This is a genomic window from Streptomyces sp. NPDC002640, assembly GCF_053592575.1.
In genome coordinates this window covers 34,313-59,742 of record NZ_JBSFVZ010000006.1, presented here as the reverse complement: position 1 = coordinate 59,742, position 25,430 = coordinate 34,313, and the positions used below count along the sequence as shown (strand labels likewise).

Sequence of the window (25,430 nt, the reverse complement as noted above, 5' to 3'; positions counted from 1 at the left end):
TCCGCGGGTCTACCGACGGCTTCCGGATGAGGTACGTCACCGGTCCGGGGACGCCGTTCGTGGTCTGATGACCGTGCGGAAGGGCCGGTGGCGGGCACGGGCCCGGGGAGGAACGGCGGGGTGGGGACGACGACGTTGCTGACGGCCGACGGAGTGAGCCGGAGCTACGGGGAGCGGGTCGCGCTGCGGACCGTGCGGCTGGAGATCGCCCGCGGCGAACGGGTCGCGCTGATGGGGCCGAACGGGTCGGGCAAGTCCACCCTGCTGCGGATCGCCGCCGGGCGGGACCGGCCGGACGCCGGAACGGTTCTCCTCGACGGGGCGCCGATGACCGAGGACGACCCCCGGGTCCGCGCCCGGGTCGCCGTCGTCGCCGACACGCCGAGCTGGTACCCCGACCTCACCGTGCGGCAGCACCTGGAACTGGTGGCGGTCGGCCACGGGGTGGCGCGGGAGCGGATCGACGACGTGCTGCGCGAGATGCGGCTGGACGCGCACGGGGAGTCGCTGCCCGGCGCGCTGTCCTCCGGGCAGCTCCAGTCCCTGCTGCTCGGCGCGGCCCTGCTCAGGCCCCGCGACCTGCTGGTGCTCGACGAGCCCGAGCAGCGGCTCGACCCCGGCGCGCGCCGCCGCCTCGCCGGCCTGGTGCGCGCCGAGGGCGACCGGGGCACCGCCGTCCTCTACGCCACCCACCACCACGAGCTGGCCCGCGCCGCCCACCGGGTGGTGCTGATGCGGGACGGCGAGGTGGTCGCCGACGGGCCCGCCGAGCGGGTGCTCGCGGAGGCGGGGGCGGAGGCGGGGGCGGAGAAGTGAGCGGCATCAGTGGTACGAGCGGTACGAGCGGTACCAGGACGCCGGTGGACGGGGAGCGGGCGGGCGGTCCGGAGCGGGCCCCGGACCGGACGGCCGAGGTGCGCGCCTGGCTGAGGGCCCGGCGCGGGGCCGAGGCGCGACGGCGGTTCGTCTCCCGCCTCTACACGGCGGTGGTCCTGCTCGGGGGCTGGTACGGCCTCTTCCTGGCGGGGCTGCTCGCGGAGTCCGGGCAGCGGCCGTTCGCCGTGCACGCCGCCGTCACCGAGGCCGTGCTGCCCGCCGGGCTGACCACGGCCGCCGCCCTCGTCGTGTGGGCCACCGTCCGCGACGCGCTGTGGCGGGGACCGGTGACCCCGCCCGCCCCCGTGGTCGACCTGCTGCTGACCCTTCCGGTGCGGCGGCGGACCTTCCTGCTGCCCTGGTTCTGGCTGTCCGCCGGGATCTGGTCCACCGCGGGGCTGCTGCTGGGCCTGGTCGGGGCGGGGCTGCTGACCGCGACCGGGCTCGGCGACCTGGGCCCGCTGGCCGCGGCCTGCCTCTGCTGCGCCCTGTGCCTGGCGCTGCTGGCGGTCTCCGTGGCGGCGGTGGTGCAGCGTTCCCGCCGTGCGGCGGACGCCGTGCACCGGGTCACGCCCTGGGCGGTGGCCGCGCTGCTGCTGGGCGGGGCGCAGGCGGTGGCGGCGGCGCGAGGGGGTGACCGGGTGCGGTGGCTGGAGACGGCGGAGCTGTGGTCGGGGCCGTGGGGCTGGGCGGCCCAGCCGGTGCTGGCGGCCGCGGGCGGCACGGCGCCGGGCTGGCCGGTGGCGGCGCTGCTCCTGACGGCGGCCACCGCCGCGGCCCTGTGGACGGCGCTGCGGTGCGTGGGCGGCATCCCCGGCGAGACCCTGCGCGCGCGGGCCCGGGCGGCCGACGGGGTGCTGGCCGGGCTCCTGGCCGCGGACGCGCGGGTGGTGCGGCTGGCGACGGCCCGCGCCCGCGGGGACCGGGGCCGGGGACGGCTCGCGCGGTGGGCCGGGCGGCTCGCCGCGCCCGGCTCCCCGAGCCTGCTGGTGGTCTGGCGGGACGCGGTGTCCCTGGCCGTTGCGCCCCGGCGGACCGGTACGGCGCTGCTCCTGCTGCTGCTCGCCGTGGCGGCGGCCGGACGCGGGCCGCTGGCGACGGTGGCGGCCGCCCTGGCCGCGTACGGCGCGGCGGCACGGCTGCTGGAGCCGGCCCGGCTGGACGGGGACGACCCGCGCCGGGCGGCCTGGTCGCCCCGGCCGTTCGAGCGGATCGCGGTGGCCCACGCGGTGGTGCCGGTGGCGGTGCTGACGGCGGTGGGCGTCCTCGCCGCCGCGGCCACGGGCGGCGGGCCGGTACCGGGGTGGCTCCTGGGGGCGGTGCCGGTGCTCGTCGCGGCCGGTCTGGTCGGCGCCTACCGGCCCGCCACGCCCGCCGCGCGGCTGTACGGATCCCCCGCCCTGGCCGGGGCGGGGCCGATGCTGGCCCTGCTGTGGAACGCGGCGGGACCCGTGGCCGGCGTCCTGACCGCCACGGCCGCGGCGGGCGGCGCCCAGGGCCCCGGGCCGGTCCGGCTCCTGGCCTGCTGGGCGGTGGCGGCGGCGCTGCTGCTGTGGGCCCGGCGCCGGGCCCGCGCGCTGGCACGACCGTGAGCCGCGCGCCGCGCGACGCGGTACTGCCGGCCGGTCGGTGTGGCCGTCCGGTCGGTGTGGCTGTCCGGTCGGTGCCCTCGTGCGGCGCCGTGCTGTGCCGTCAGTGGCGCGGGTGGCCGACCATGGTGAGGGTGACGGCGGGGGCCGCGTCGGTGGTGTAGAAGTGGCTGCTCAGCCCGTCGAAGCGGGCGCTGTCGCCGGTGCCGAGGTGGTACCGGCGATCGTCCACCGTGAGGGTGACCTCCCCGGCCAGGACCACCACGTACTCCACCGAGCCCGCGCCGTGCGAGCTCAACTGGCTCTGCGCGTGCGGGTGGAGGCGCGTGCGGTACAGCTCGATCCGGCCCGGCTCGTGGCCGGCGAACAGCTGGTGCACCGAGGTCTCGTCCGGCGGCTCGGGAAGGTCGGCGGCGCGGACGATCTCCGGGTGGAGCAGCGGGCGGCGCAGGAGCTCGTCGCAGGTGGTCTCCAGCGCGTCCGCGACCCGCACCAGGACGTCCACCGTGGGGTTGGCCTCGGCGCGTTCGATCTGCGACAGCAACGCCTTGCTGACGCCGGTCGCCGCGGACAGCTCCCGCAGACTCAACCCCCGTGCCAGGCGACGCCGGTTGACGTTCCCGGCGAGCGAGGCGCGGGTGCCGGACGCGGTCGGCGCGGCGGACTCCGGCACGTCGCCGGCCTGGCGCGGGACCGCCGCCCGGGTGCTCGTCCCGGTCACCGTCGGCCTCCTTCGTCGTCGCGGGTCAGGGTCGCAGGTCAGGGTCGTAGGACAAGGTGCAGGTCAGGGGTGCCCGACTTTACCGTGGGGCGGGGACGGCGGCGAGCAGCCGCCGGGTCTCGGGATGCTCGGGGGCGTCCAACACCCGTGCCGCCGGGCCGGTTTCCACGAGGCGGCCGTCGTGCAGCACCGCCACGTGGTCGGCGATCTGCCGCACCACGGCGAGGTCGTGGGTGATGAACAGCACCGCGAAACCCTGGTCCCTGCGCAACTCGTCGAGCAGGTTGAGCAGTTGCGCCTGCACCGACACGTCCAGCGCGGCGACCGCCTCGTCGCAGATCAGCAGCCGCGGCCTAGCGGCCAGTGCCCGTGCCACGGCGACGCGCTGGCGCTCGCCGCCGGAGAGGGCGGCGGGCCGGCGGCCGGCGTACCGCTCGGGCAGGCCGACCCGGGCCAGCAGCGACTCCACGGTCTCGGCGCCGCCGCGTCCGCCGCGCCGGGCGGCGTCCAGGGCCTCGCGGAGGGTGGCGCCGACGGTGCGGAGCGGGCTCAGCGAGGCGTAGGGGTCCTGGAAGACGATCTGCGCGTGCGCCGCCAGGCGGCGACGGTCCGCGGTGGACGGGCGGCGGCCGCGCGGGAGTTCCACCGGGCCGGTGCGGACGGTGCCGAAGTCGTAGGACTCCAGGCCGATGGCGATCCGCGCCAGCGTGGTCTTGCCGGAGCCGGACCGCCCCACCAGCGCCGTCACCTCGCCGTGCGGCACCGTCAACGACACGTCCGCGAGCGCCTGCCGGTCCCCGCCGTCCGACCCGAACCGGCGGCCCACCCCCCGGACCACCAGCGCGGCGTCGTCGGCGGTGTCGGGCCCGGCGCCCCCGTCTTGCGCCTCCGGCCGGACCCCGGCCGGGACGTCGTCGGCGGGAGGGTCGAGCCGTCCGAGCTCGGCGGCCCGCAGGCAGGCGGTGGCCCGTCCCTGGGCCGCGGCGTCCTCGCCGGCCGGCGCGAGGGAGACCGGGGTCGTGCGGCAGGCCGGGGCCGTGAAGGCGCAGCGTTCGGCGAAGGGACAGCCGGGACCGCGCTCGCCGGGGGCCGGGACGGAGCCCGGGACGGTGGCGAGGCGGGGGCGGCGCTCCTGGGCCGACGGCTCGGAGGCCAGCAGGGCCGCCGTGTACGGGTGCCGGGGTTCGGCCCGCAGCTCCGCGGAGGGGCCGTGCTCGACGACCGTCCCGGCGTACAGCACGTGCACCCGGTCGCAGGCGGAGAAGGCGACCCGCAGGTCGTGGGTGATCAGGATCAGCCCCATGCCGCGGCTGCGCCGCAGGCCGCCCAGCAGGTCCAGGACGGCGGCCTGGGTGGCCGTGTCGAGGGCGGTGGTCGGCTCGTCGGCGATCAGCAGTTCCGGGTCGCCGGCCAGCGCGGCGGCCGTGGCCACCCGCTGGAGCATGCCGCCGGACAGTTCGTGCGGGTGCCGGTCGGCGACCGACGGGTCGAGTCCCACCTCGGCGAGGCGGCGCTCCACCTCGGCGCGCCGCGCCGCGCGGACGGCACGCCCGCGGCCGTCGAAGCCGCGCAGCCCGTCGGCGATCTGCCGGCCGCAGGTGAGCTGGGGGTGCAGCATGGCGAACGGGTCCTGCATCAGCAGGGCGATGCGGCGGCCGCGCAGCGCGGCCCGGGCGCGGGGGGCGAGGCCCAGGACGTCCTCGCCGTCGAGGCGGACCGTGCCGCCGGTGACGCGCAGGCCCTCGGGGAGCAGACCGGCTACGGCCCGCACGGTCAGCGACTTGCCGCTGCCGGACTCGCCGACCACCCCGACGCACTCGCCGGGCGCCACGGTCAGCGACACGCCGTCCACGACGACGGCGCGCGCCCCCGCGTCGGCGGCCACGGACAGGCCGTCGACCTCCAGCAGCGGGGTCGTCGCGGTGAGGGATGCGGTGGTGGTCGTCACGACTTGCCTCGCTCGGAGAAGGCCTCCAGGACACGGTCGCCGAGCAGGTTGAGCACGACGGCCGAGAGGACGATGAGAACGGCGGGCGCGAGCGCGGCGCTCGGGTTGGTCCACAGCAGGTCGCGGTTCTCGGAGAGCATCCGGCCCCAGTCGGGCGCGCCCGGCGGGACGCCGAGGCCCAGGAAGGACAGCGAGCTCAGCGAGACCACGGCGCCCGCGAAGTTGAGCAGCGTGTTGGCGACGACCACCGGCAGGGTGTTCGGCCAGATGTGCCGCAGCATCACCGTGCGCCGGGACAGCCCCAGTGTCTCGGCGGCCTCCACGTACGGCAGGTGCCGCTGCTCCAGGACCGCGGTGCGCACCAGGCGGATGTCGGACGGTGAGGTCAGCACGACCAGGGCGCAGACCGCGAGGGTCCAGCCACCGCCGCCGATGCCGGCCACCACCAGGGTGACCAGCAGCGCGGGGACCGCCAGCAGCAGGTCGGCCCAGCGGCGGACCAGGACGTCGGTCCAGCCCCCGAGGTAGCCGGCGAGCAGGCCCAGGACGCTGCCGATCAGCATGGAGCCGACGGCGACCAGTGCGGCGCCGGTGAGCGTGGAACGGGCGCCGGCGATCACCATCTGCGCGATGTCGCGGCCCAGTTCGTCGGTGCCGAGCAGGTGTCCGCCGCCGGGCATCCGGGCGCCGGCGGTGATGTCCTGGGCGTCCCAGTGCGGCAGCAGCGTCTGGCCGAACGCGGCGGCCGCCAGCAGCAGCACGGCCACCAGGGCGCTCAGCGCGGTCAGCGGACGGATCCGGCGCGGCCGGGCGGTCACGGAGGCGGGCGCGGTCATCGGGGCTCCCCGGTCTCCCGGAGGGAGGAGCCGCCGGACGGAGACCCGGTGCGGCGGGGCGTGGCGGCCACCGGACGCAGGCGGGGGTCGACCAGCGGCTGGGCGAGGTCGGTGAGCAGGCCGGCCAGGCAGACCAGCACCGCGATCAGCAGCGCCTCCGCCTGCACCAGCGGGACGTCCCGGTAGGTCACCGAGTCCACCAGCAGCGAGCCGAGACCGGGCAGGGCGAAGACCTGTTCCACCATCACCGTGCCGGCCAGCAGGTAGGCGACGACCAGCCCGACGCCGGTGAGCACCGGGACCAGCGCGCCGCGCAGCACGTAGTGGACCAGGATCCGCCGCTCGGGGACCCCGCGGGCCCGCGCGAACACCACGTGGTCCTTGTCGAGTTCCCGGATCACCGCGGCCCGGGTCAGCTTCAGCAGCACCGCGGTGACGCCCAGCGCCAGCGCCACCGAGGGCAGCACCAGGTGGAGCAGCCGCTCGCCGCCCTCGCCGGGCCCGTACGCCGGGAACCAGCCGAGCATCAGCGAGAAGACGTAGATCAGCACCAGCCCGCCCGCGAACGCCGGGGTGGAGAGCGCGACCAGCGAGGCGGTCTGCACCGCCCGGTCGGTCGCCCGGTAGCGGCGCAGCGCGGCGAGGACCCCGCCGGGCACGCCCAGCAGCAGCGCGATCGCCAGGCCGAGTCCCACCAGTTGCCCGGTGAGCGCGAGCCGTCCGCCGATGGTGGCGGCCACGGACGCCCCGGTGCGGATCGAGGTGCCCAGGTCCAGCCGGAGCGCGTCGCCGGCCCAGCGCAGGTACTGCACCGCGAACGGCTGGTCGAGGTGGTGCCGGGCGCGTACGGCGGCCAGCGCGTCGGGGGTGGCGTTGCGCGGGCCCAGGAGGGTGCGCGCCGGGTCGCCGGGCGCCGCCTGGAGCAGCGCGAACACCGCCACCGACAGCACGAGGAGCAGCACCAGCGTGCCGCCGAGCCGGCGCAGGACGTATCCCGCGGTCATCTCTCGCCTCCCTTGGGTGTCTGGGGTCCGCCGGGTGCGTCGCCGGACCCGCCGTCGGCCGGGGCACCGCCCCGCAGGTGTTCGGCCAGCCAGGCCTCGACGCGGCCCACGGCGTCCAGGACCCGGTCGGGGCCGGTGAACTCGTGGCCCTCCTCCGGGTACACGTAGAGCTCGACCGGGGCCCGTCCCGCGCGGCTCAGCGAGCGGTACAGCTGGTGGGCCTGGCCGACCGGGGTGACCCGGTCCTCGGCACCGTGGACGATCAGCGTGGGCGTGCCGGGGCCGCCCTCGGCGGCGACCGCGGAGCGTGTGCGGGCCTGCGGCCGGATGCCGTACGTGTCGTCGTAGCCGCCGCCGATGTTGCTGGTGTCCCGGAAGCTGACCCAGTCGGCGGGCGCGGAGACCACCACGGCGGCGCGGAACAGGCCGGTGCGGCCGGCGGCCAGCGCGGCCAGATGGCCGCCGTAGCTGTGGCCCAGCACCGCCGTCCGGTCCGGGTCGGCGAGGCCGGCGTCGACCAGGTGGCGCACGCCCGAGAGCACGTCCTCCAGGTCGCCGCCGCCGACGTCGCCGACCACCGCGCGGGCGAAGTCCAGCCCGCGCCCGCTGCTGCCGCGCGGATTGGGCAGCAGCACCCGGTATCCGGCGGCGGCGAGCGCCGGGGCGAGGCCCAGCACGTCGCCGGGGGTGTGGGCGCGGGTCCAGAGCCAGGACGGGCCGCCGTGCAGCAGCACGGCGAGGGGGAGCGGGCCGGCGGGGGCGTGCGGGGCGTCCAGCAGCAGGCCGTGGACGGGGGTGCCGTCGGCGGAGGTCCAGGTGGTCGTGGAGGTGCGGAAGCCGTCGACCCGCAGGCCCGCGTTGAGGGAGGTCACCGGACGCCAGTTCCAGGCGTCGGGGCCCTCGGTGGCGGCGACCACGGCCTCGGCGGGGCGGCCGGGGGCGTCCAGCACGGTGGCGGCGGTGCGGCCGTCGGCGCTCAGCGAGAGCGCGGGGGCGAAGCCGGGGCCGGTGAGGGTCACCGGGCCGTGCCAGCCGGTCAGGGGCTCGCCGCGGTCGGTGACGCGGCCGACGCGGGAGCCGAAGCCGTCCCAGCCGGCGTGCCACAGGCCCGGTCCGCCCACCGCGGCGGCGGAGCGGGATCCGGCCGGCCCGGGCCCGGGCTGCTCGGACCCGTGCCCGCGCTCCGGCTGATGCCCCTGCTCCTGCCTCTGCCCCTGCCCCTGCACCTGACCGGGACCGGGACCGTGGGCCGGCTCGGCGAACCGCAGCCAGGTCAGGTCCTCCAGGCCGGCGGGGCGGGTGACGGCGCCGGTGGCCAGGTCGATCAGCAGCGGGCGTCCGGCCACGATGGAGATGCCTTCGACCACGGCGGCGCGCCGGCCCTCCGCGTCGATCGCGGGCGCGGTGAGCTGGCCCTCGGGCAGGTGCAGGGTGCGCGCGGTGCGGGTGGTGAGGTCCAGGGCGGCGAAGCGGGCCCCGTAGTAGCCGGCGGGCAGGGTCTCCTCGGAGACGGTGGCCACCGCGACGTTCCCGCCGCGCCAGGCCGCGTTCCAGACGGTGAGCCCCTCGGGGCCGACCTCGCGGGCGGCGCCGGTCGCGAGGTCCACCAGGTGCAGCCGGCGGCGCCCGAGGCCGGGCGCGAACCGCTCCGGGTCCGGGGCGGGGCCCAGCCGCACGGGCAGGCCGAGGCTCATCCCGTCCCGCTCCGCGCCGTCGTCCGCGGTGAGCAGCAGGGCCTGCGCGCCGTCGTCGGCGAGCAGCAGGTCCTCGACCTCGCCGGGGGCGCGGAGCAGGGTGCGGGCCTCACCGGTGACCGTGTCGAGCAGGGCCAGATGCGGATGATGGTCCGCGTCCTCGGGGTGCGCGACGTGCAGCAGGGTGCGGGAGTCGGGCAGCCAGCGCGGGGTGTGCCGCCAGGTGGTGGTGCCGTGGCCCGCGGCCCGGTCCGCAGGCGACGGGTCCGCGGCGCCGTGGCCGGTCACCGGGGCGAGCACGATGCCGGTGTGGTCCGGGGCGGCGGCGGTGACCGCCACCGTGGTGCCGTCCGGGCTGACGCGGGCCTCGGCGGGGTGGACCAGCCGCAGCATGGCTTCCCGGACCCGCCGGACGGCGGCGGCCGCGGGGCGCTGCGGGGACGGGGGAGTGTCGGGGCTGTGCATGCGGGAGTCCGTGTCTGGAGGGAACGTGCGGGTGGGCGGGGACGGCGCGGGGGCCGTCGTCCCCGCCCACCGGTCAGGGGGAGGAACCGCGGGCCGCTCAGGCGGCCTTGCGGATCCGGGTCGCCCAGGGGCCGACGAAGGCGAACGGTCCGGGCTCCTGGAGGACGATGTCCCGGGAGAGCGCCGTCGCGGTCCGCGCCCACCACAGCGGCAGGTACGGCAGGTCCTCGGCGGCGGTGGTGACCGCGGTCATCAGCTTCCGGCCGCGGCTCGCCGGGTCGGTGTCCGTCCTGGCGGCGTCCAGCGCCTCGTTGACGGCCGGCTCGTCGTAGTGGGCGATGTTGGTGGCCGTGGCGGCGGCGTTGAGGTAGGCGTCGGCCAGCTCCGCCGGGTCGCCGGTCACCGGGAAGTACCAGAGGAACTGCAGCGGCTGCTTGCCGGAGCCGAGTTCGTTCACCCAGGCCTCGAGGGTGATCTCCTTGACCTTCAGGGTGATGCCGAGCTTCTTCAGCGAGTCGGCCAGCGCCAGCGCGGCCTTGCCGACCTGGGGGCCGCTCGCCGGGTAGTGCAGCTCGGCGGTGAACCCGTCCGCGTGCCCTGAGAGGGCGAGCTCCGCACGGGCCTTGTCCAGGTCGAACGGGTACGCCGGGATCCGGGAGTAGGCGGCCTCGACCTCGTCGGCCGGCATCAGATCGCCCCACATGGCGGGGGAGACCAGGGCGTCGGCGACCTCTGCCCTGCCCTGCAGGATGCCCTCGACCATGCCCTCGCGGTCGGCGGCGTGCGCGACGGCGCGGCGCACGTGCGGGTCGTTCCAGGGCGCTTTGGAGGTGTCGAAGGCCAGCGAGACCACGGAGCGGTCCGCGGTGTAGGCGACCTCGGCGGCCGAGTCCCAGCCCTTGGTCTCGTCGGAGGCGAGCGCGAGCGCGCCGTCCACCGAGCCGGACTTCATGGCGACCAGGCGGGTGCCGGCGTCCGGGACGAAGGTCAGCTTCAGCTCGGACACCGCGGGCTTCTCGCCCCACCAGCGCGGGTTGGCCTCCAGCAGCACGTGACTGTCGGCGGCGAACTCGGTGATCCGGTAGGCGCCGGTGCCCAGCAGCAGGGTCTTCTCGGTGCCGATCCGCCCGCGGTTGGCGCGCAGGAACTTCTCGCTGCCGACCGGCAGGCAGCCCGGGGCGACGCTCCACAGGAAGGCGCCGTCCGCGGCCTTGAGCCGGACGGTGACCTCGTGGGAACCGGTGGCCTCGACGGACTTCACGCCGGCGAAGGCGTAGGCGAGCACCGAGGCGTTCTCCGGGGCGCGGATCTCCTCGACGGAGGCGACCACGTCGGCGGCCGTGAACGGCGTGCCGTCGCTGAAGACCACGCCGCGGCGGAGCGTGAACACGTACGTGGTGGCGTCCGGCTGCTTCCAGGAGGTGGCCAGGCCGGGCTCGAGCGCGCCGGCCGGGGTCACCGAGAGCAGGGACTCCTGGACCAGGGTCGCCACCAGGTAGTTCAGCACGCCGGACTCGCGGCCGACGTCCAGCGAGGAGATGGAGGAGGGGAGGGCGAAGGTCAGCTCGCCGACCGGCCCGTCCGCGCCCCGTGCCCCACCCTTGCCGTCCTGGTCGGCGGCCTGCGGCGCGCACGCCCCGAGCAGCCCGGAGGCCGCGAGCACACCGGCTCCGGCCGCGGAAAGGCCCAGCAGTCTGCGACGGCTCAGCGCACCGCCGGTCTCCGAGGCCGCCATGGGGCCACCGTCCTCACTCCGTACGTCCGTACGTCTCGCTCTTCCGGTCGCTTGTCCACCAGAAGTGTCCACTTGGGCGGTGACAGTAACCGAAAGATTTTGGCCACGTCAAAGGGCGCCTTATACGCGGACACCGGCGCCGCCCCCGGCCGGTGCCGGAGGGCGGCCGCTCCGGTTGCGGGAGGTGGCCGGAAGGCCGGAAGGCACTCTTGTGGCGGGCGGGGCGGCGGCCCTACGTTCCGGGCGTCGAGCGTCGTTCCCCCCAGCGAGGAGGACTCCTTGTCCCTGCTCAGACGTCTGCCCGCACTGCTCTTCGTCGCCCTGCTGTCCCTGACCGGCCTGTCCGCGGCCCCCGCGCAGGCGGCGCCGGCCGAGACGGCCGTGATCGCCGCCGCCCCCAACTTCAAGGCGCCGTTCCCGTGCGGCCAGCGCTGGACGTACAGCCACCACTCGGCCGAGGTGCGCCGTGCCCTCGACTTCGTCCGCGCGGACGGCGGCGCCACCGCCGGCGCCCCGGTCCTCGCCTCCGCGGCCGGCACCGCCACCCGCCACTCCCAGGCGAGCGGCGCCGGCAACTACATCGTCATCGACCACGGCGGCGGCTGGCGCACCTACTACTTCCACCTCGCCGCCTACTCGGTCCCGAGCGGCGCCTACGTGAGCCAGGGCCAGCAGATCGGCACCACCGGCTCCACCGGCAACTCCTCCGGCGCCCACATCCACTACGAGCAGCTCTACAACGGCACCGGCCAGAACATCGTCATCAACGGCGCCGGGCTCTCCTACCCCGGTTCCTACCACCAGGCCTACCTGACCAGCGACAACGGCTGCGGCGGCAGCGGCGGCGCCGCCTTCCGCACCTGGGGCAGCGGCGTCAACGTCCGCGCCGACGCGCGGCTGAGCGCGCCGGTGGTCGCCACGCTGGGCGGCCCGACCTCGGTGTGGGTGGTCTGCCAGAAGCAGGGCGACACGGTCAACGCCGAGGGCTACACCAACAACTGGTGGAGCAAGCTCCGCGACCAGAACGGCTTCGTCTCCAACATCTACATCGACCATCCCTCGGCACAGCTGCCGGGCGTCCCGATCTGCTGACGGGTCGTCGCCGGCACCCCGAGGCGTCCGGACGGTGCGCGCCGTTGGCCCGTCCGGACGCCCACGGGTGGCGGGGGCTCCGGCCGGGCGGTCCGCTGGGAGGAAGGCGCGCACCGACCCCAGCGAGGAGCCGAGAAGTGATGACCACGTGGACCAGCACCGAACTCACGGGGATCGGCGAGGCGGAGGAACTGGAGATCGCCTCCGTCGCCGAGGACGGGGGGCTGAGCGACTGGCGCACGATCTGGGTGGTGCGGGACGCCGACGACCTGTACGTCCGGTCGGTCTACGGCCCCGCGTCCCGCTGGTACCGGGGCACCCGGGCCCGCCACCAGGGCCGCGTCCGCGCCGGCGGCGTCGAGAAGGACGTCACCGTCGTCGACGCCGACCCGGCGGTCAACGAGCGGGTGGACGCGGCGTACTACGCCAAGTACGAGGGCTACCCGGCCTCCCTGGAGGCCATCCTGGGCGAGTCCGCCCGCTCCACCACCATGCGGCTCGACCCGCGCGACTAGGCAGTTTCCTACGGATCACCGCGCGGGACGCGAGCTGTTGGTGGTGTGACGGCCTCATGCGACCTGAGCACATCGGCCCACCGCTGTACGGATCAGGGATCGCTCGGTAGCCGAGTCATCCCTACCAGCCGGAGGGTTTGATGGGTCCCAGTGCGCGGGTGATGGTGATCTCGATGACGACCCGGTTGGGGTTCACGCGCGGGGTCTTGTACCGCTCGGTGTAGCGGCGCTCGGCGTCGGCGACGGCGGCGGGGTCGTCCTTGATGACGGCGGTGCCTTCGAGGGTGGACCACCGTCGGCCTTCGGCCTGACTGACGTTGACGCGGGCTTCGACCCCTGCAGCCAGGGCGGCACGGACGTTGCGGACCTTCTTGTTGTAGCCGTCGGTGATGACGCGGGCGATCCGCGTCTCGGGGTCGTAGGTGACGCCGACCGGGGTGGTGTGGGGGGAGCCGTCGGGGCGGAGGGTGGTCAGGAAGCAGGTCCGGCGCTCCTGCCAGAACAGGTCTCCGTCGGTGGGCAGGGGGGCGGTGTCCAACGGTCGGTCTCCTCGGTGCGATGGCTCGGATGCCGGGACGGCGCCGTGCAGGTCGTTTCGACCGTAACGCGGAGCGACCCGCGTCAGAGGGGCGGGTGCTGCGGCCGAGAGAGGCGGCTTCGAGATGAGCGAAGGGTGCGAGGCCGGGACAGACCTCGCACCTACTGGTCCCGAACCTCAGCAGAGGACGGCTTCCGGTGCCGGCCGCGCCCCTCGCCCATGGCGGGCCGGTCCCACTGGGCGGGCTTCTCCTGTACGGGCGGCGGCGGACAGAACAGGGTCTTCGCGGCGGCCAAGTCGGGGTCTACGTGGGCCCCGCGGTGCGGGCCGTCACCGAGCGGCACCGCGCGGCGTCTGCCCTTCGAGGCGGCCTGGCGTGCATCGCGCCGGCGAGCCCACTCCTCCAGCGGTTCGTCATCCTGCATCAGGGCATCGCGGGCGTCTTCCTGTGGTCAGCCATCTGATCCGACAGGAACACCTCACTCGTCTAGGCGGGTGCGCTGGAATGGACGCCGGGTGGGTCGTGTGCTGGAGTCGAATGCGTTCCGGTCCTGAGGAGGTTGCGCTGGTTCGCCGGCGCTGGGAGGCCGCATGCTGCTCGACGGTGTGATGCTGCTGTGGTTGCTCCAGGTCGCGATCGCCGTCGTGTACGTGGCCGTCGACATCCGTACGACGCCCGAGGCCACGGTCATGAAGTGAGGCTTCGTGATCATCACCGCGTTCAGCGGTCTGTTCGGAGCCCTGCTGTACGTGCTGAGCTGCCGCGAGCCGCTTCCGGGCACCCACGAGCAGTACGTCGCGGCGAAGTGGCGGCAGGTCGTCGGCTCCACCATGCACTGCGTCGCCGGCGACGGCGTCGGCATCCTGGCCGCGGCCGTGGTCACCTCCGCGATCGGGATCCCCATGTGGGCCGATGTCCTGTGCGAGTACGCCTTCGGCTTCCTGTTCGGCTGGACTGTCTTCCAGGCCCTCTTCATGAAGAGCATGTTCGGCACCTACCGGGAGTCCCTGAAGCGAACCTTCGCCTCCGAGCTGCTGTCCATGAACGCGGTCATGGGCGGCATGACCGCCGTCATGGTGCCGTGGATGACCCATGACATGGCCGCCATGCACCCCACCGGTGCCCGCTTCTGGTTCGTCATGTCGATCTCCCTGTGCGCCGGCTTCCTCGTCGCGCTGCCGATGAACTGGTGGCTCGTCGACCACGGCCTCAAGCACGGCATGATGACCGTCCGCCACGGCGACGCCCCCGTCCCCCAAGCCGCCGCGATTGCCCTCGCCGGCGCCGCGCTCACCGGGCATCAGCACCACCGGCCGGACTCGCACAGCGCACCCCAGCACACCGGCACGGTACACGGGCCTCACACCGGCGCGTCCGGACACGAGTCTCACGAAGCCACCGCCCGCACCGGCCACGAGCAGCACCCTATGCAGCCCACCGCGAGCCGCACCCAGCTGCTCCTCATGACTGCCGTCAGCTTCTTGATCTTCGGAGCCGGTTTCCTGGTGGCAGGACTCTTCGGCAACCTCGCCATGCACCGCTGACACTCGTCGGCCGGGCACAGCGCTGGAGCCACCTTGCCGGCCAGGGGCGCCGCGCGGTGCCTCCGCGCGGCCCTCGTAGGTGGCCGGGCGCCGTGCCGGGGCTCAGCGCCGCAGCAGGTCGACCACCCCGCTCAGGCCCTCGTCCCCGCTGCCCCGCTCCAGGCGGCGGCGCATCAACCCGAAGTAGGGGGCGAGCAGTTCCGGGCTGACGCCCTGCTGCTCCGCGGTGCTCAGCAGGGTCTGCGTCCCGGCGACCTGCATGGCGAGCGGGGAGACGACGCCCTCGCGGTAGTCACCGGACGCCAGGTGGCCGGCGGTCTCGTGGGCCGCCGGGGCCATGGCGACCAGCCAGTCGACGAGCATCGGCGCGAACGCCGCGGGGTCGACGCTCTCCTCGCGGACGAGGGCGAAGGCGTGCGCGATGCCGGCGAACATGCCGTACATGGCGCTGAGCAGGGCCACGTCGTGGAGGGCCGCGAAGCCCGCGTCCTCGCCGACGTGGACGGTGCCGGCCGGAACGGCCAGGGTGCGGCGGTGCGCCTCGAACACCTCGCGCGAGCCGCTGTAGAGGACGTGGCCGCCGGCCTCCGGGACACCGATCATCGGCGGAACGGCCATGATGCCGCCGTCCAGGTACCGGGCGCCGCGGGCCAGGGCCCACTCGGCGCGGGCGCGGGCCTGTGCGGGCGTGCCGGTGGTCAGGTTGACCACGTCGCGGCCGGTCAGGTCCACGTCGGCCAGCGTCTCGCCGACCGTGTCGTCGTCCAGCAGGCAGACGACGACCAGGGTGTTGGCCGCGACCGCCTCGGCGGCGTCGCCCGCGACCGTGGCCCCTCGGGCGGCGAGCGCCTCGGCGCGGGCGGGGGTGCGGTTCCAGACGGTGAGCCGGTACCCGGCGGCGAGCCAGCTGCGGGCCAGGGCGGAGCCCATCGATCCGAGGCCCAGAAGGGAGAGCGCGGTTTTCCCGGCGGTGTCCTGTGTCATGACGATTAGGCTGGCCGCAGGCCGCGGGGTGATCAAGTACGCACTTCCGAGTGGGTGGTTACCCCGGGGTGAGCGAGCACGTCGGAAGGGGTGGGATGACCACGTCGAACCGTCCGGTCACACCGGACGGACACGTCTGCGGGATCGACACCGCCATGGAGGTGATCGGCGGCAGGTGGAAGGTGCTGATCCTCTGGGCGCTGCACGAGCGGCCCTGCCGCCGCTTCGGCGAACTGCGCCGACTGCTTCCCGGCATCACCGAGAAGGTGCTGGCCTCGCACCTGCGCGAGATGGAGGCGGACGGCGTGGTGCGCCGCGTCTCCTACGACGAGGTGCCGCCACGCGTCGAGTACTCGCTCACCGAGGACGGGGTGCGCCTCAACCGGGCGCTGGAGCCGCTGGCCGACTGGGGCCGGAACCGGACCCCCCGGCTCGCCGGCCCGCGCTCGCCCGGCTGATCCGGGCCTTGCGTGCGCGGCAGGCGGCGGCCCGGTCCGGGGGAGACCCCACCGGGCCGGGCCGGGCCGGGCCGCGCCGCTGTCACCTCGCCGCGCCGCTGTCACCCTGCCGCGCCGTCGCTGCCGCCGCCGGAGCGGGTGGCCGTGCGGACGCCGGTCACGTGACGGGGCCGGACTCCCCCCAGCCGCCGTACGGCACGGTGATCAGCTCCATGGCGTGCCCGGACGGGTCGAGGAAGTAGACGCCCCGGCCCCCGTCGTTGTGGTTGATCTCGCCGGGCAGGGTCTGCCGCGGGTCGGCCCAGTGCTGGACGCCCTCGGCCCGGAGCCGGGCGTAGGCGGCGTCGAACTCCTCCTCGGAGACGAGGAAGGCGTAGTGCTGGGTGGCGATGTGGTCCTCGGGGACGGTGGCGAAGTCCAGGGTGACGCCGTTGTCGAGGGCGACCGCGACGAACGGCCCCCATTCGGCGGTGATCTCCAGGTCCAGCAGCTCCGCGAAGAAGCGGGCGGACTCCCGGTTGTCCCGGGCGTGGACGATGGTGTGGTTGAACGAGACGGACAAGGTATGCCTCCACGGGCATATCCCGGCACCTCCATGCCCCGCCCGGACGGCGGCCGGCACGCGATGCGACCGCCGATTCTAGGTCGGAACCGGTGCCACCGGAAGAGGCCGCCACCGGACGTCCGGGGAGGAGGGCCCGGGCCGCGCCCGGGCGCTCCCCCCGGCGCCCGGGGCGGTCACCTCACATCCGGACCCCCGGAACCCGGTCCTCGACCACCGCCGTGGCGCGGGTGGTGACCGGGGCGCCGGGGCGCTGGACGTAGGGGACGACGCGGAAGTCGGTGGTCCAGCGGCGGTGGTCGACGCGGACGCGGGCGTAGCCGCGCTGGGCGTTGAAGAACCTCATGTGCGGGTTGGCGGCGAGGAACTTCTCGCCGTCGGCGTTCATGTCGGCGCCGTCGCCGCCGCTGGTGATCGAGGTGCCGACGAACTCCGCGCCGACGGTGGGGGATTCGGGGTCCTGGTAGTCCCGCTTGAGGTCCCAGGCGTAGTTCTGGTGCCGGTCCCCGGTGACGACGACCAGGTTGCGCACGCCGCGCCGGTCCGCCTCGGCGAGGAGCCGGTTGCGGTCGGCGACGTAACCGTCCCAGGGGTCCAGCCAGACCAGCTCGGCCGGACCGGGGTCCTTGTCGGTCTGGCCCATGGGGGCCTGGTTGCCGAGGATCTGCCACTGGGCGGGGGAGCGGGAGAAGTTCCGGAGCACCCAGTCGCGCTGGCGGGCGCCGAGGATGGTGCGGTTCGGGTCGAAGCGCGCGGTGCTGGTGGCGGACTCGCCGTCGCCGTCGGGCTGGTCGTCGCGGTACTGGCGGGTGTCCAGCATGGTGAGGTCGGCGAGACGGCCGTACGGGATGCGGCGGTAGGCCCGCATGTCCGGGCCCTGCGGCATCTGGGTGTGGCGCAGCGGCTGGTGCTCGTACAGGGCCTGGAACGCGGCGGCGCGGCGGGCCCGGAAGACGGCGGGGTCCTGGTCCGGCTCGGTGTCGGCCTGGGAGAGGTCGCGGGCCCAGTTGTTCTCCACCTCGTGGTCGTCGAAGGTGACGACCCAGGGGAAGCGGGCGTGGGCCTTCTTCAGCGGCTCCTCGGACTTGTAGAGGCCGTACTGGAGGCGGTAGCGGGCCAGGTCGAAGGTCTCGCCGTGGAACCGGGGGTCGGTGGTGACGCCGCGCCGGTTGCCGCGCACGCCCGACTCGTAGAGGTAGTCGCCGAGGTGCACGACCAGGTCGAGGTCCTCCTCGGCCATGTGGTCGTAGGCGGTGTAGTAGCCGTCCTGCCAGGCCTGGCAGGAGGCGAAGGCGAACTTCAGGTCCGCCGGCTTGGCCTCGGCCGGCGGGGTGGTGCGGGTGCGGCCGACGGGGGAGATGTGCCCGGCGGCACGGAACCGGTAGTAGTAGACGCGGTCCGGGAACAGGCCGGAGACCTCGGGGTGGACGGAGTGCGTGAGCTCCGGCGTGGCGACGACGCTGCCGCGGCGCACCACCCGGCGGAAGCGGCGGTCGGCGGCGACCTCGTACTGGACGCGGACGGGCGTCGGCGGCATGCCGCCCTGGCCGTCGACGGCGAACGGGTCCGGGGCCAGGCGGGTCCACAGCACGACGCCGTCCGGGCGGGGGTCGCCCGAGGCGACGCCGAGGGTGAAGGGGTCGTCGGGGACGGCGGCAGCGGACCAGGCGGTGTCCGTGCTCCAGAGTCCGGTGCCGAGCATCAGGGCGGCGGCGCCGGCGGTGCCGTAGCCCAGGAGGTGTCTGCGGGACGGATGCAGGTCGGCCATGGTGCCTCCTCGGAGGTCGGGCTGGGACATCCGGAAGGCTGCTCCCCGGCGATGACACGGTGAGGGTGCCGGGGTGACCGAGACATGAATTGCCGTGACGCGCCGGGCCGGAAGGGTTTGCCGGGGCGTCGATTGACGGCGCGTCAGCCACCGCGGCCGCGTGCGGAGGCGTACGCGGTCACGCGCCTCGGTACCTAGGCGCGGGGGTCCTCCTCGAAGGGGCGGGCCATGAGGTCCATGACCTCGTCGATGAGGTCGAGCGGTTCGCCGGGGTGCTCGGTCTCCACCCAGGCGCGCATGGCGGTGCGCAGGGAGGCGAGGAAGGCGGCGGCCAGGACCCGGGCGCGGAGCGGGGCGAGGCCGCGGTCGGCGAGTACGGCGGCCATGTCCTGCTCCAGCCGTGCGTGGGTGGCGAGTTGACGGCCCAGCAGCGAGGGGTGGCGCAGGGCCAGCCGGGTGCGGGTGACCGTCTCGCGGTCGACGCGGTCGGGGCCGGGCCCGACGCCGGCGATGGTGGCGTGCAGGGCGGCGCGCAGGGCCGTCCAGGGCGTCTCCCCGGCGGGGCGGTCGCGGACCGCGCGCAGCAGGGCGGCGACCTGCTGCTCCTCGCCCCACAGGACGGCGTCCTCCTTGGTGGCGAAGTAGTTGGAGAAGGTCCGGCGGGACACTCCGGCCTCGTCGGCGACGGCCTCGACGGTCACGTGGTCGAGGCCGTGCTCGACCGTCAGGCGCAGCGCGGCGCGGTGCACCGCCTCACGGGTGGCGGCCTTCTTGCGCTCGCGCAGACCCGGCTGAGCGTCCGGGGTGGCGGCGGTGGGGTCGGTGGTGTCCATCGGAGGCCATGGTAAGGCCCGGGCAAGAAAAATGCTCAGTGCGCAAAATTGCACAGTGCGCATGTATGGTGGAGGTCATCCCCTTCTCCCTCGCTCCGAGGGCATGCCTTCTTCCTGTTTCCCCCGTTTTTCCACCTTCTCCGGAGGTCCTTCTTGAGCGCGCCCGTCGCCGACGCCACCGATGTCACTCCACCGGGTGCGGCCCCCGTACCGCGGATGGAGCACCGGGCCGTCCTGAAGGCCATGAGCGGCCTTCTCCTGCTGCTGTTCGTCACGATGATCAGCGGCACGATCGTCTCCGTGGCGCTGCCGCAGATCATCGGCGCGCTGGAGGGCACGCAGTCGCAGTACACCTGGGTGATCACCGCGATGCTGCTGACCTCGACGGCCTCCACACCGATCTGGGGCAAGCTGGCGGACCTCTTCGACAAGAAGGTGCTGCTGCAGATCGCCATCGTGCTCTTCTTCGTGTCGTCGCTCGGCGCCGGCCTCTCGGAGAACACCGGCACCCTGATCGGCTTCCGGGCCCTGCAGGGCCTCGGCATGGGCGCGCTGCAGATCCTGGTGCAGGTGATCATCGCCGCGATGATCAGCCCCAAGGAGCGAGGCCGCTACAACGGCTACCTGGGCGCGGTGATGGCCGTCGCCACGGTCGGCGGCCCGCTGCTCGGCGGCGCCATCGCCGACGCCTCCTGGCTCGGCTGGCGCTGGTGCTTCTTCTTCGCGCTGCCCTTCACCGCCCTGGCGTTCGTGATCCTCTCCCGCACCCTGGTGCTCCCCGCGGTCACGCGTACCGGCCCGAAGCCGAAGGTGGACTACCTGGGCGCGGCGCTGATCGCCGTCGGCGTCAGCGTGCTGCTGCTGTGGGTCACCTTCGTGGACAACGAGTTCGCGTGGATCTCCTGGGAGTCCGGCGCCATGGTCGGCGCCACGGTGGTGCTGCTGGGCCTCGCCCTGCTCGTGGAGTCGCGGGTCTCCGACCCGGTCGTGCCGCTGCGGGTCATCAAGCGCCGTGACCCGGCGCTGGCCATCGTCGCCAGCCTGGCCGTCGGCGTGGCCATGTTCGGCGGTGCGGTCTTCCTCGGCCAGTACTTCCAGATCGGCCGCGGCTACTCGCCGACGAAGGCCGGCCTGATGACCGTCCCGCTGATGCTGGGCGTGCTGCTCTCCTCGACGATCGCGGGCAAGCTGGTCTCGAAGAGCGGCAAGGTCAAGCCGTACATCGTGACCGGCACCGTCGTCCTCACCCTCGGCTTCCTGAGCCTGGCGGGCATCGACCACACGACGTCGATGTGGTACGTCTTCGCCGGCATGTTCCTCATCGGCGTGGGCGTCGGCATGTCGATGCAGAACCTGGTCCTGGTGCTGCAGAACACCGTGCCGCTCTCCGAGCTCGGCGCGGCCAGCGCCTCGATCACCTTTTTCCGTTCGCTGGGCGGCACCATCGGCGTCTCCGTGCTCGGCGCGATCCTCGCCAACAGCGTCGCCACCAAGATCGCGGACGGGCTGCGGAGGATGGGCGTGGACACCTCGGGCGGCGGCGCCGCGGCGGGCGGCAACCTGGACATCGCGGGCATGCCGGCGCCGGTCCAGGAGATCGTCCGGGCGGCCTACGGCGAGGCCACCGGCCAGATCTTCCTGGTCGCCGCGGCGGTCGCGGTCGTCGGCGTGGTCGCCACCTTCTTCCTCACCTCCACCAAGCTCCGCGACAGCGTGGACCTCCAGCCGGAGCACCCCGAAGGCGAGAACGCCGCGGGCGCCGAGGGCGGGGCGGCGGCCAAGGTCTGATCCCGCTCCCGGCCCGCCGGGACGGACCGCGGGGCCGCCCTCCGGCGAGGAGGGCGGCCCTACGGGCGTGTCCGGGACGGCTCCGGCCGGCCGCTCCGGTCAGCCGTGCGGCAGCACGACCGCGCGGCCGTTGACCCGGCCGTCGTGGAGGCGGGCGTACGCCTCGGGGGCCTCGTCCAGCGAGAACTTCTCGGTGTGGACGGAGATCGCCCCGGAGCGGGCCAGGTCGAACACCTCGATCAGCTCGCCGCGGCTGCCCCAGTAGGGCGCGGCGACCGACACCTCGAACGGCAGCAGGCCGAAGCCGACCGGCAGCCCCGCCCCGGCGATGCCCACGATGGTGATGTCGCCCTCGATGCCGACCGAGGCGGCCGCGGTCCGCACGGTGGGCTCCGCGCCCACGAAGTCCAGCACCACCTGGGCGCCCAGCCCGTCGGTGAGCTCGCGGACCTTGGCGGCGGCGTCGGCGTCCGACAGCACCGTCTCGTCCGCGCCGACCGCGCGCGCCAGCTCCAGCTTCTCCTCGCTGACGTCCATCACGACCACCCGCGCCGGGGTCAGCACGCGCAGCAGCTGGATGGCGACGTGGCCGAGGCCGCCGCTGCCGATCACCACCGCGGTGGAGCCGGGCACCAGCTTGTGCAGCGAGCGCTTGATCGCGTGGTACGGCGTGAGGCCGGCGTCGGTCAGCGGCACCACCTCGGCGGGGTCGAGGCCGTCGATCGGCACCAGGTGGCGCGGCGAGTCGACGATCATGTACTCGGCCATCGAGCCCGGCTCGCCCAGGCCGGGCGGGTTGATGCCCCGCTCCCGGGCCACCAGGCAGTAGTTCTCCTTGCCCTCCGCGCACTTGGCGCACAGCCCGCAGCCCCACGGCCCGTACACGGCGACCAGGTCGCCCTCGGAGAGGCCGGTGACGCCGGCGCCCAGGGCGGCGACCGTGCCGACGCCCTCGTGCCCGAGGGTCAAGGGCAGTCGGTAGGGGAACTGTTCGGCGGGCCACTCCATCACGGCGATGTCGGAGTGGCAGACGCCGGCGGCGGCCACCTTGAGCAGGACCTCGCCCGGTCCGGGCTCGGGGTCGGCGACCGGCACCACCTCGGGTGCGGAGCCGATGGTGCGGTACTGGAGTGCCTTCATGGGAAACGGCCTCCTTCCGTGGAGGGGGAGAGACCCGGGTACCCCGAGGCGGCGGATCGTTCAGAGGGAGGTGTAGCCGCCGTCGACCAGGTGGTAGCTGCCCGTGACGAACGAGGCCCGGTCGGACAGCAGGAACGCCGTGACCTCCGCGACCTCCTCGCTCCGGCCCAGGCGTCCGATCGGGTGAAGCCCCACCAGGGCGTCCCGGGTCGCCGTGTCCATGTTCGCCAGCAGCGGCGTCTCGATGAAGCCGGGGCCGACGGAGTTGATCCGGATGTCCTTGGGGGCGTACTCCACGGCGGCGCACTTGGTCAGGCCCAGCACGCCGTGCTTGGCGGCGACGTACGCGGAGGAGCCGCTGAAGGCCACGGAGCCGAGGATGGAGGCGACGTTGACGATGGAGCCGCCCGTGCCGGAGCGCTCCATCTCCTGGATCTCGTACCGCATCGAGAAGAAGACGCCGTCCAGGTTGACCCGCACCACGCGGTCCCAGTTCTCGAGCGTCTGCTCGCCGGTGGGGGCGCTCTCGCCGCCGATGCCGGCGTTGTTGACGCCCAGGTGGAGGCCGCCGTAGGTGTCGACGGTGAACCGGACCGCGGCCTCGACGGAGGCGGGGTCGGAGACGTCCACCGTGACGGGGGAGGCGTCGAGGCCCGCCGTGCGGAGGTCCGCCGCGGCGCGCTCGGCGCCGTCGGTGTTGTAGTCGGCGATGACCACCTTGGCGCCGCCCTCGGCGAGGCGGCGGGCGATGGCGAGCCCGATGCCGGAGGCCGCGCCGGTGACCAGGGCGGCGCGTCCGGCGAACTCACTGGCGTAGTCGGTGCTCACAGGCGGGTGCTCGCTTTCCTGGTAGGCGCTTCCCGGGTGCGGCTTCCTCAGCCCTCCGTGACGCCACCCCGTCCCGGGCGGCTCGTACGGACCGGTCCGGAACCACCGTATGCCGGGCGGGATCGGCAGGCATGTCGGATTCCTCCGTGCCCCGTGCCCCGTGCGGGCGGGGGAGAGGGGGTGACCACTGGTACGGTTATATGTGAACCAATCGGTTGAATGGGGCGAAGGCGTACCGAAGGTGACGCCCGTCCCTCCGCCGGTTCCGGTGACTGCCGGAGGACAGGGATGACCGACGCCGAGATGGGGCCCTCCGCGGCGAGAGACATGGACGCGCTGGGGCGTCCTCTGGCGACGGTGATGCGGGACACCGCCGCCTCGATGGGCACCGTCTTCCTCGCGTCCCCGGAGGAGAACCTGCTGCGGCTGTCCGTCGTCTCCGGTGGGACGAGCACCCTCGCCGACCCGTGGCTGAAGGTATCGATGGACGATCCCGCCCCGGTGGCGGACGCCTGGCGCCGCAGGGAGCTGGTCTGGCTGCCCGACCAGCAGGAGATGGCCCGGCGCTATCCGGCGCTCGGTCTGGTCCTGCCGTACGAGGTGATGCTGGCCGCCGTCCCCGTGGTGGGCCAGGAGGCCTGGGGAGTGCTCTCGGTGCTGCTGCCGATCACGCGAGAGGCGCGACTGACCCCGGCGGAGCTGGGGTCGCTGCGGTCCGCCGCGCGCGCCCTCGCGCGCGTCCTCGACGAGCGGCGGGCGTCCGGCGCCGGACCGCTGCGCGTCGACGTGCCCCACCGGGTTCTCCCGCTCCAGCGGGAGAAGGCGGACCGGGAGGCCGCCCAGGCCGCGTACGACGTCCTGGAACGGGTTCCGGCGGGCTTCTGCGCCCTCGACCGGGACGGCCGGGTCGCCTACCTCAACCCGGCCGCCGAACGGATGCTGGAGGTCGACTCCTACGCGGCACTCGGGCACCGCCCCCAGGCCCTCGTCCCTTGGCTGCTGGACCCCGTCTTCGAGGCCCAGTACCGCGCCGCGGTGCTCACCCGCCGCGCCACCGGCTTCAACGCGAGCACGCCCTCGGGGCGCCGGCTGGGTTTCCAGCTCTTCGCCCACGAGGCGGGGGTCGCCATCCGGATCATGGACGAGGACGTGCCCGATGCCCCGGCCCTGCTCCCGGACCGGAACCCGGGCGAGTTCTCCCGGGCGGAACCGGCCGACATCTACCATCTGACGCACGTCTCTGCCCGCCTCGCCGCGGCGGCCTCGGCCGGGGACGTCGTCCGGCTGGTGCGCGAACAGGTGGTCCCCGCCCTGGGGCCGAGCGCCTTCGTCCTCGCCCGGGTCTTCGAGGGCCGGGTCGACGTCCTCGACACGATGGGCGTGAACGAGGCCGGAAGCCGGCACCTGGAGGGCCTGTCGGTGACCGCCGACGAACCCGCGGCGCGGGTCCTCGACGACCTCCTGCCGCGCTTCTACTCCTCGGCCGAGGAACTCCTCCGGGAGGCGCCCCGGTCCCGGCAGGTGCGCGACGGGATGGCGGCCTGGGCCGTGATGCCGCTGGTCTCCCACGCGCGGGCCATGGGGTGTCTGGTCCTCGGCTACGCCGAGCCGCACCTGTTCACCCGGGCGGAACGGAGCATGCTGCTCGCGCTGGCGGGGCTCGTCGCGCTCGCGCTCGACCGGACCATGATCTCCGACACCGAGCACCGGCTCGCCCTGGAACTGCAGTCCGCCCTGCTCCCCCGCCGGCTGCCCCGGGTCTCCGGTCTCACCTTCGCCGCGCGGTACCTGCCCACCACCCGGGGTTCGGGCATCGGCGGGGACTTCTACGACGTGATCCGCTGGGGCGACGGCCGGGAGGCCGCCGTCACCGTCGGAGACGTCCAGGGGCACGACACGGAGGCCGCGGCGCTGATGGGGCAGGTGCGCACGGCGGTCCGCGCCACCGCCGGCGCGCCCCCGGACGAGGTGATGCGGCGCGCCAACCTCCTGCTGGTCAACCTGGAGGCCGAGCGCTTCACCAGCTGCGCGTACGCCCATGTCGACCTGCGCGCGGGTGAGGTGGCCATGGCCAACGCGGGACACGTCCCGCCCCTCCTGCGCCATCCCGACGGGCACACCGAGGCGGTCGCCCTGCCGCCGGACCTGCTGCTCGGGGTGGAGGGTGACCAGACCTACCGGACACGGACCGTCGGCCTCGAGCCCGGAGCGGTGCTCGCCCTGTACACCGACGGCCTGGTCGAGCAGTCCGAGGAACCGCTCGACGTCAGCATCGAGAGACTGGCGCGCAAGCTCTCCGACGCCGATCCCGCCGACCTCGACCTGATGGCGGACGACGTGCTGCGGCACGCGCACGCCGACGGGCCCCGGCACGACGACATCGCCCTCCTGCTGGCCCGGTGCGACGGCTGAGCCGTACGGGGCGGGCGTCCTGCCGGAAGGGCGGAGCCCCGCAGCCCGGGGGAGGGGGCGGCTGCGGGGCTCCGTCGTCGGGTGACCTGTGGGTGACCC

General features: G+C 74.6%; 22 protein-coding genes. 8 read left to right on the top strand and 14 right to left on the bottom strand.

What is annotated here, in order from left to right; translation table 11 throughout:
- Positions 1–120 precede the first annotated feature (120 nt).
- Both ACWD3O_RS10235 and ACWD3O_RS10230 read left to right on the top strand, forming a co-directional pair.
- Positions 121–816 (top strand): ABC transporter ATP-binding protein, encoded by a 696-nt coding sequence (locus ACWD3O_RS10235; protein WP_451415552.1) that lies wholly within the window; start codon positions 121–123, stop codon positions 814–816.
- Positions 813–2,468, top strand: a complete 1,656-nt coding sequence (locus ACWD3O_RS10230) for a DUF6297 family protein (RefSeq protein ID WP_451415551.1) — start codon at positions 813–815, stop codon at positions 2,466–2,468. The genes ACWD3O_RS10235 and ACWD3O_RS10230 overlap by 4 nt, the downstream gene beginning before the upstream one ends.
- 100 nt (positions 2,469–2,568) lie before the next feature.
- Here ACWD3O_RS10230 and ACWD3O_RS10225 read toward each other — a convergent pair whose 3' ends face one another.
- The 6 genes from ACWD3O_RS10225 to ACWD3O_RS10200 form a co-directional block, all read right to left on the bottom strand.
- Positions 2,569–3,186, bottom strand: coding sequence for a helix-turn-helix domain-containing protein (locus tag ACWD3O_RS10225; RefSeq protein ID WP_451415550.1), 618 nt, complete (start codon positions 3,184–3,186; stop codon positions 2,569–2,571).
- A gap of 79 nt (positions 3,187–3,265) precedes the next feature.
- Positions 3,266–5,134: an ABC transporter ATP-binding protein gene (locus ACWD3O_RS10220; RefSeq protein WP_451415549.1), complete on the bottom strand. Its 1,869-nt coding sequence runs from the start codon at positions 5,132–5,134 to the stop codon at positions 3,266–3,268.
- Positions 5,131–5,970 (bottom strand): ABC transporter permease, encoded by an 840-nt coding sequence (locus ACWD3O_RS10215; protein ID WP_451415548.1) that lies wholly within the window; start codon positions 5,968–5,970, stop codon positions 5,131–5,133. The genes ACWD3O_RS10220 and ACWD3O_RS10215 overlap by 4 nt, the downstream gene beginning before the upstream one ends.
- The gene (locus ACWD3O_RS10210; RefSeq protein WP_451415547.1) at positions 5,967–6,974 is read right to left on the bottom strand and encodes an ABC transporter permease; all 1,008 of its coding nucleotides are present in this window, start codon (positions 6,972–6,974) and stop codon (positions 5,967–5,969) included. Before ACWD3O_RS10210 ends, ACWD3O_RS10215 begins: the two co-directional genes overlap by 4 nt.
- On the bottom strand, positions 6,971–9,133 hold the full coding sequence (locus ACWD3O_RS10205; protein WP_451415546.1) for an alpha/beta fold hydrolase: 2,163 nt from the start codon (positions 9,131–9,133) through the stop codon (positions 6,971–6,973). Before ACWD3O_RS10205 ends, ACWD3O_RS10210 begins: the two co-directional genes overlap by 4 nt.
- Before the next feature lie 97 nt (positions 9,134–9,230).
- Complete coding sequence (locus ACWD3O_RS10200; RefSeq protein ID WP_451415545.1) at positions 9,231–10,868, bottom strand: ABC transporter substrate-binding protein; 1,638 nt, start codon at positions 10,866–10,868, stop codon at positions 9,231–9,233.
- Positions 10,869–11,147: 279 nt separating this feature from the next.
- Between ACWD3O_RS10200 and ACWD3O_RS10195 the strand changes: the two genes are divergently transcribed.
- Both ACWD3O_RS10195 and ACWD3O_RS10190 read left to right on the top strand, forming a co-directional pair.
- Positions 11,148–11,960, top strand: a complete 813-nt coding sequence (locus ACWD3O_RS10195; protein WP_451415544.1) for a peptidoglycan DD-metalloendopeptidase family protein — start codon at positions 11,148–11,150, stop codon at positions 11,958–11,960.
- Positions 11,961–12,100: 140 nt separating this feature from the next.
- Positions 12,101–12,475 carry a DUF2255 family protein gene (locus ACWD3O_RS10190; protein WP_451409256.1) on the top strand — a complete coding sequence of 125 codons (375 nt, stop codon included), beginning with the start codon at positions 12,101–12,103 and terminating at the stop codon, positions 12,473–12,475.
- A gap of 121 nt (positions 12,476–12,596) precedes the next feature.
- Here ACWD3O_RS10190 and ACWD3O_RS10185 read toward each other — a convergent pair whose 3' ends face one another.
- A complete protein-coding gene (locus tag ACWD3O_RS10185; RefSeq protein WP_451415543.1) occupies positions 12,597–13,013 on the bottom strand; it encodes a TIGR03618 family F420-dependent PPOX class oxidoreductase in 417 nt (138 codons plus the stop codon).
- Positions 13,014–13,174: 161 nt separating this feature from the next.
- Complete coding sequence (locus ACWD3O_RS10180) at positions 13,175–13,438, bottom strand: DUF6087 family protein (RefSeq protein ID WP_451415542.1); 264 nt, start codon at positions 13,436–13,438, stop codon at positions 13,175–13,177.
- Between the two features lie 280 nt (positions 13,439–13,718).
- Between ACWD3O_RS10180 and ACWD3O_RS10175 the strand changes: the two genes are divergently transcribed.
- Positions 13,719–14,558 (top strand): DUF4396 domain-containing protein, encoded by an 840-nt coding sequence (locus tag ACWD3O_RS10175; protein ID WP_451415541.1) that lies wholly within the window; start codon positions 13,719–13,721, stop codon positions 14,556–14,558.
- Positions 14,559–14,660: 102 nt separating this feature from the next.
- Here ACWD3O_RS10175 and ACWD3O_RS10170 read toward each other — a convergent pair whose 3' ends face one another.
- Complete coding sequence (locus ACWD3O_RS10170) at positions 14,661–15,542, bottom strand: NAD(P)-dependent oxidoreductase (RefSeq protein WP_451415540.1); 882 nt, start codon at positions 15,540–15,542, stop codon at positions 14,661–14,663.
- 95 nt (positions 15,543–15,637) lie between these two features.
- On the opposite strand from ACWD3O_RS10170, the gene ACWD3O_RS10165 reads away from it, so the two are divergent.
- Positions 15,638–16,000 (top strand): winged helix-turn-helix transcriptional regulator, encoded by a 363-nt coding sequence (locus ACWD3O_RS10165; RefSeq protein ID WP_451409260.1) that lies wholly within the window; start codon positions 15,638–15,640, stop codon positions 15,998–16,000.
- A gap of 157 nt (positions 16,001–16,157) precedes the next feature.
- Here the strand turns inward: ACWD3O_RS10165 and ACWD3O_RS10160 are convergent, their stop codons facing one another.
- The 3 genes from ACWD3O_RS10160 to ACWD3O_RS10150 all read right to left on the bottom strand — a co-directional run bounded on the left by ACWD3O_RS10160 (position 16,158) and on the right by ACWD3O_RS10150 (position 19,163).
- The gene (locus ACWD3O_RS10160) at positions 16,158–16,562 is read right to left on the bottom strand and encodes a VOC family protein (protein WP_451409261.1); all 405 of its coding nucleotides are present in this window, start codon (positions 16,560–16,562) and stop codon (positions 16,158–16,160) included.
- A 181-nt stretch (positions 16,563–16,743) separates the two neighbouring features.
- Positions 16,744–18,330, bottom strand: coding sequence for an alkaline phosphatase D family protein (locus ACWD3O_RS10155; RefSeq protein WP_451415539.1), 1,587 nt, complete (start codon positions 18,328–18,330; stop codon positions 16,744–16,746).
- 194 nt (positions 18,331–18,524) lie between these two features.
- Entirely contained in the window at positions 18,525–19,163 is a 639-nt protein-coding gene (locus tag ACWD3O_RS10150) for a TetR/AcrR family transcriptional regulator (protein ID WP_451415538.1), read from the bottom strand.
- Positions 19,164–19,379: 216 nt separating this feature from the next.
- Here ACWD3O_RS10150 and ACWD3O_RS10145 point away from each other — a divergent pair, with 216 nt between their 5' ends.
- On the top strand, positions 19,380–20,951 hold the full coding sequence (locus ACWD3O_RS10145; protein WP_451415697.1) for an MDR family MFS transporter: 1,572 nt from the start codon (positions 19,380–19,382) through the stop codon (positions 20,949–20,951).
- Positions 20,952–21,050: 99 nt separating this feature from the next.
- On the opposite strand, the gene ACWD3O_RS10140 is transcribed toward ACWD3O_RS10145, so the two are convergent.
- The gene (locus ACWD3O_RS10140) at positions 21,051–22,091 is read right to left on the bottom strand and encodes an NAD(P)-dependent alcohol dehydrogenase (RefSeq protein ID WP_451409264.1); all 1,041 of its coding nucleotides are present in this window, start codon (positions 22,089–22,091) and stop codon (positions 21,051–21,053) included.
- Positions 22,092–22,151: 60 nt separating this feature from the next.
- Positions 22,152–22,919, bottom strand: coding sequence for an SDR family NAD(P)-dependent oxidoreductase (locus ACWD3O_RS10135; protein ID WP_451415537.1), 768 nt, complete (start codon positions 22,917–22,919; stop codon positions 22,152–22,154).
- A gap of 288 nt (positions 22,920–23,207) precedes the next feature.
- Here ACWD3O_RS10135 and ACWD3O_RS10130 point away from each other — a divergent pair, with 288 nt between their 5' ends.
- Positions 23,208–25,331 (top strand): SpoIIE family protein phosphatase, encoded by a 2,124-nt coding sequence (locus ACWD3O_RS10130; protein ID WP_451415536.1) that lies wholly within the window; start codon positions 23,208–23,210, stop codon positions 25,329–25,331.
- Positions 25,332–25,430: the final 99 nt, after the last annotated feature.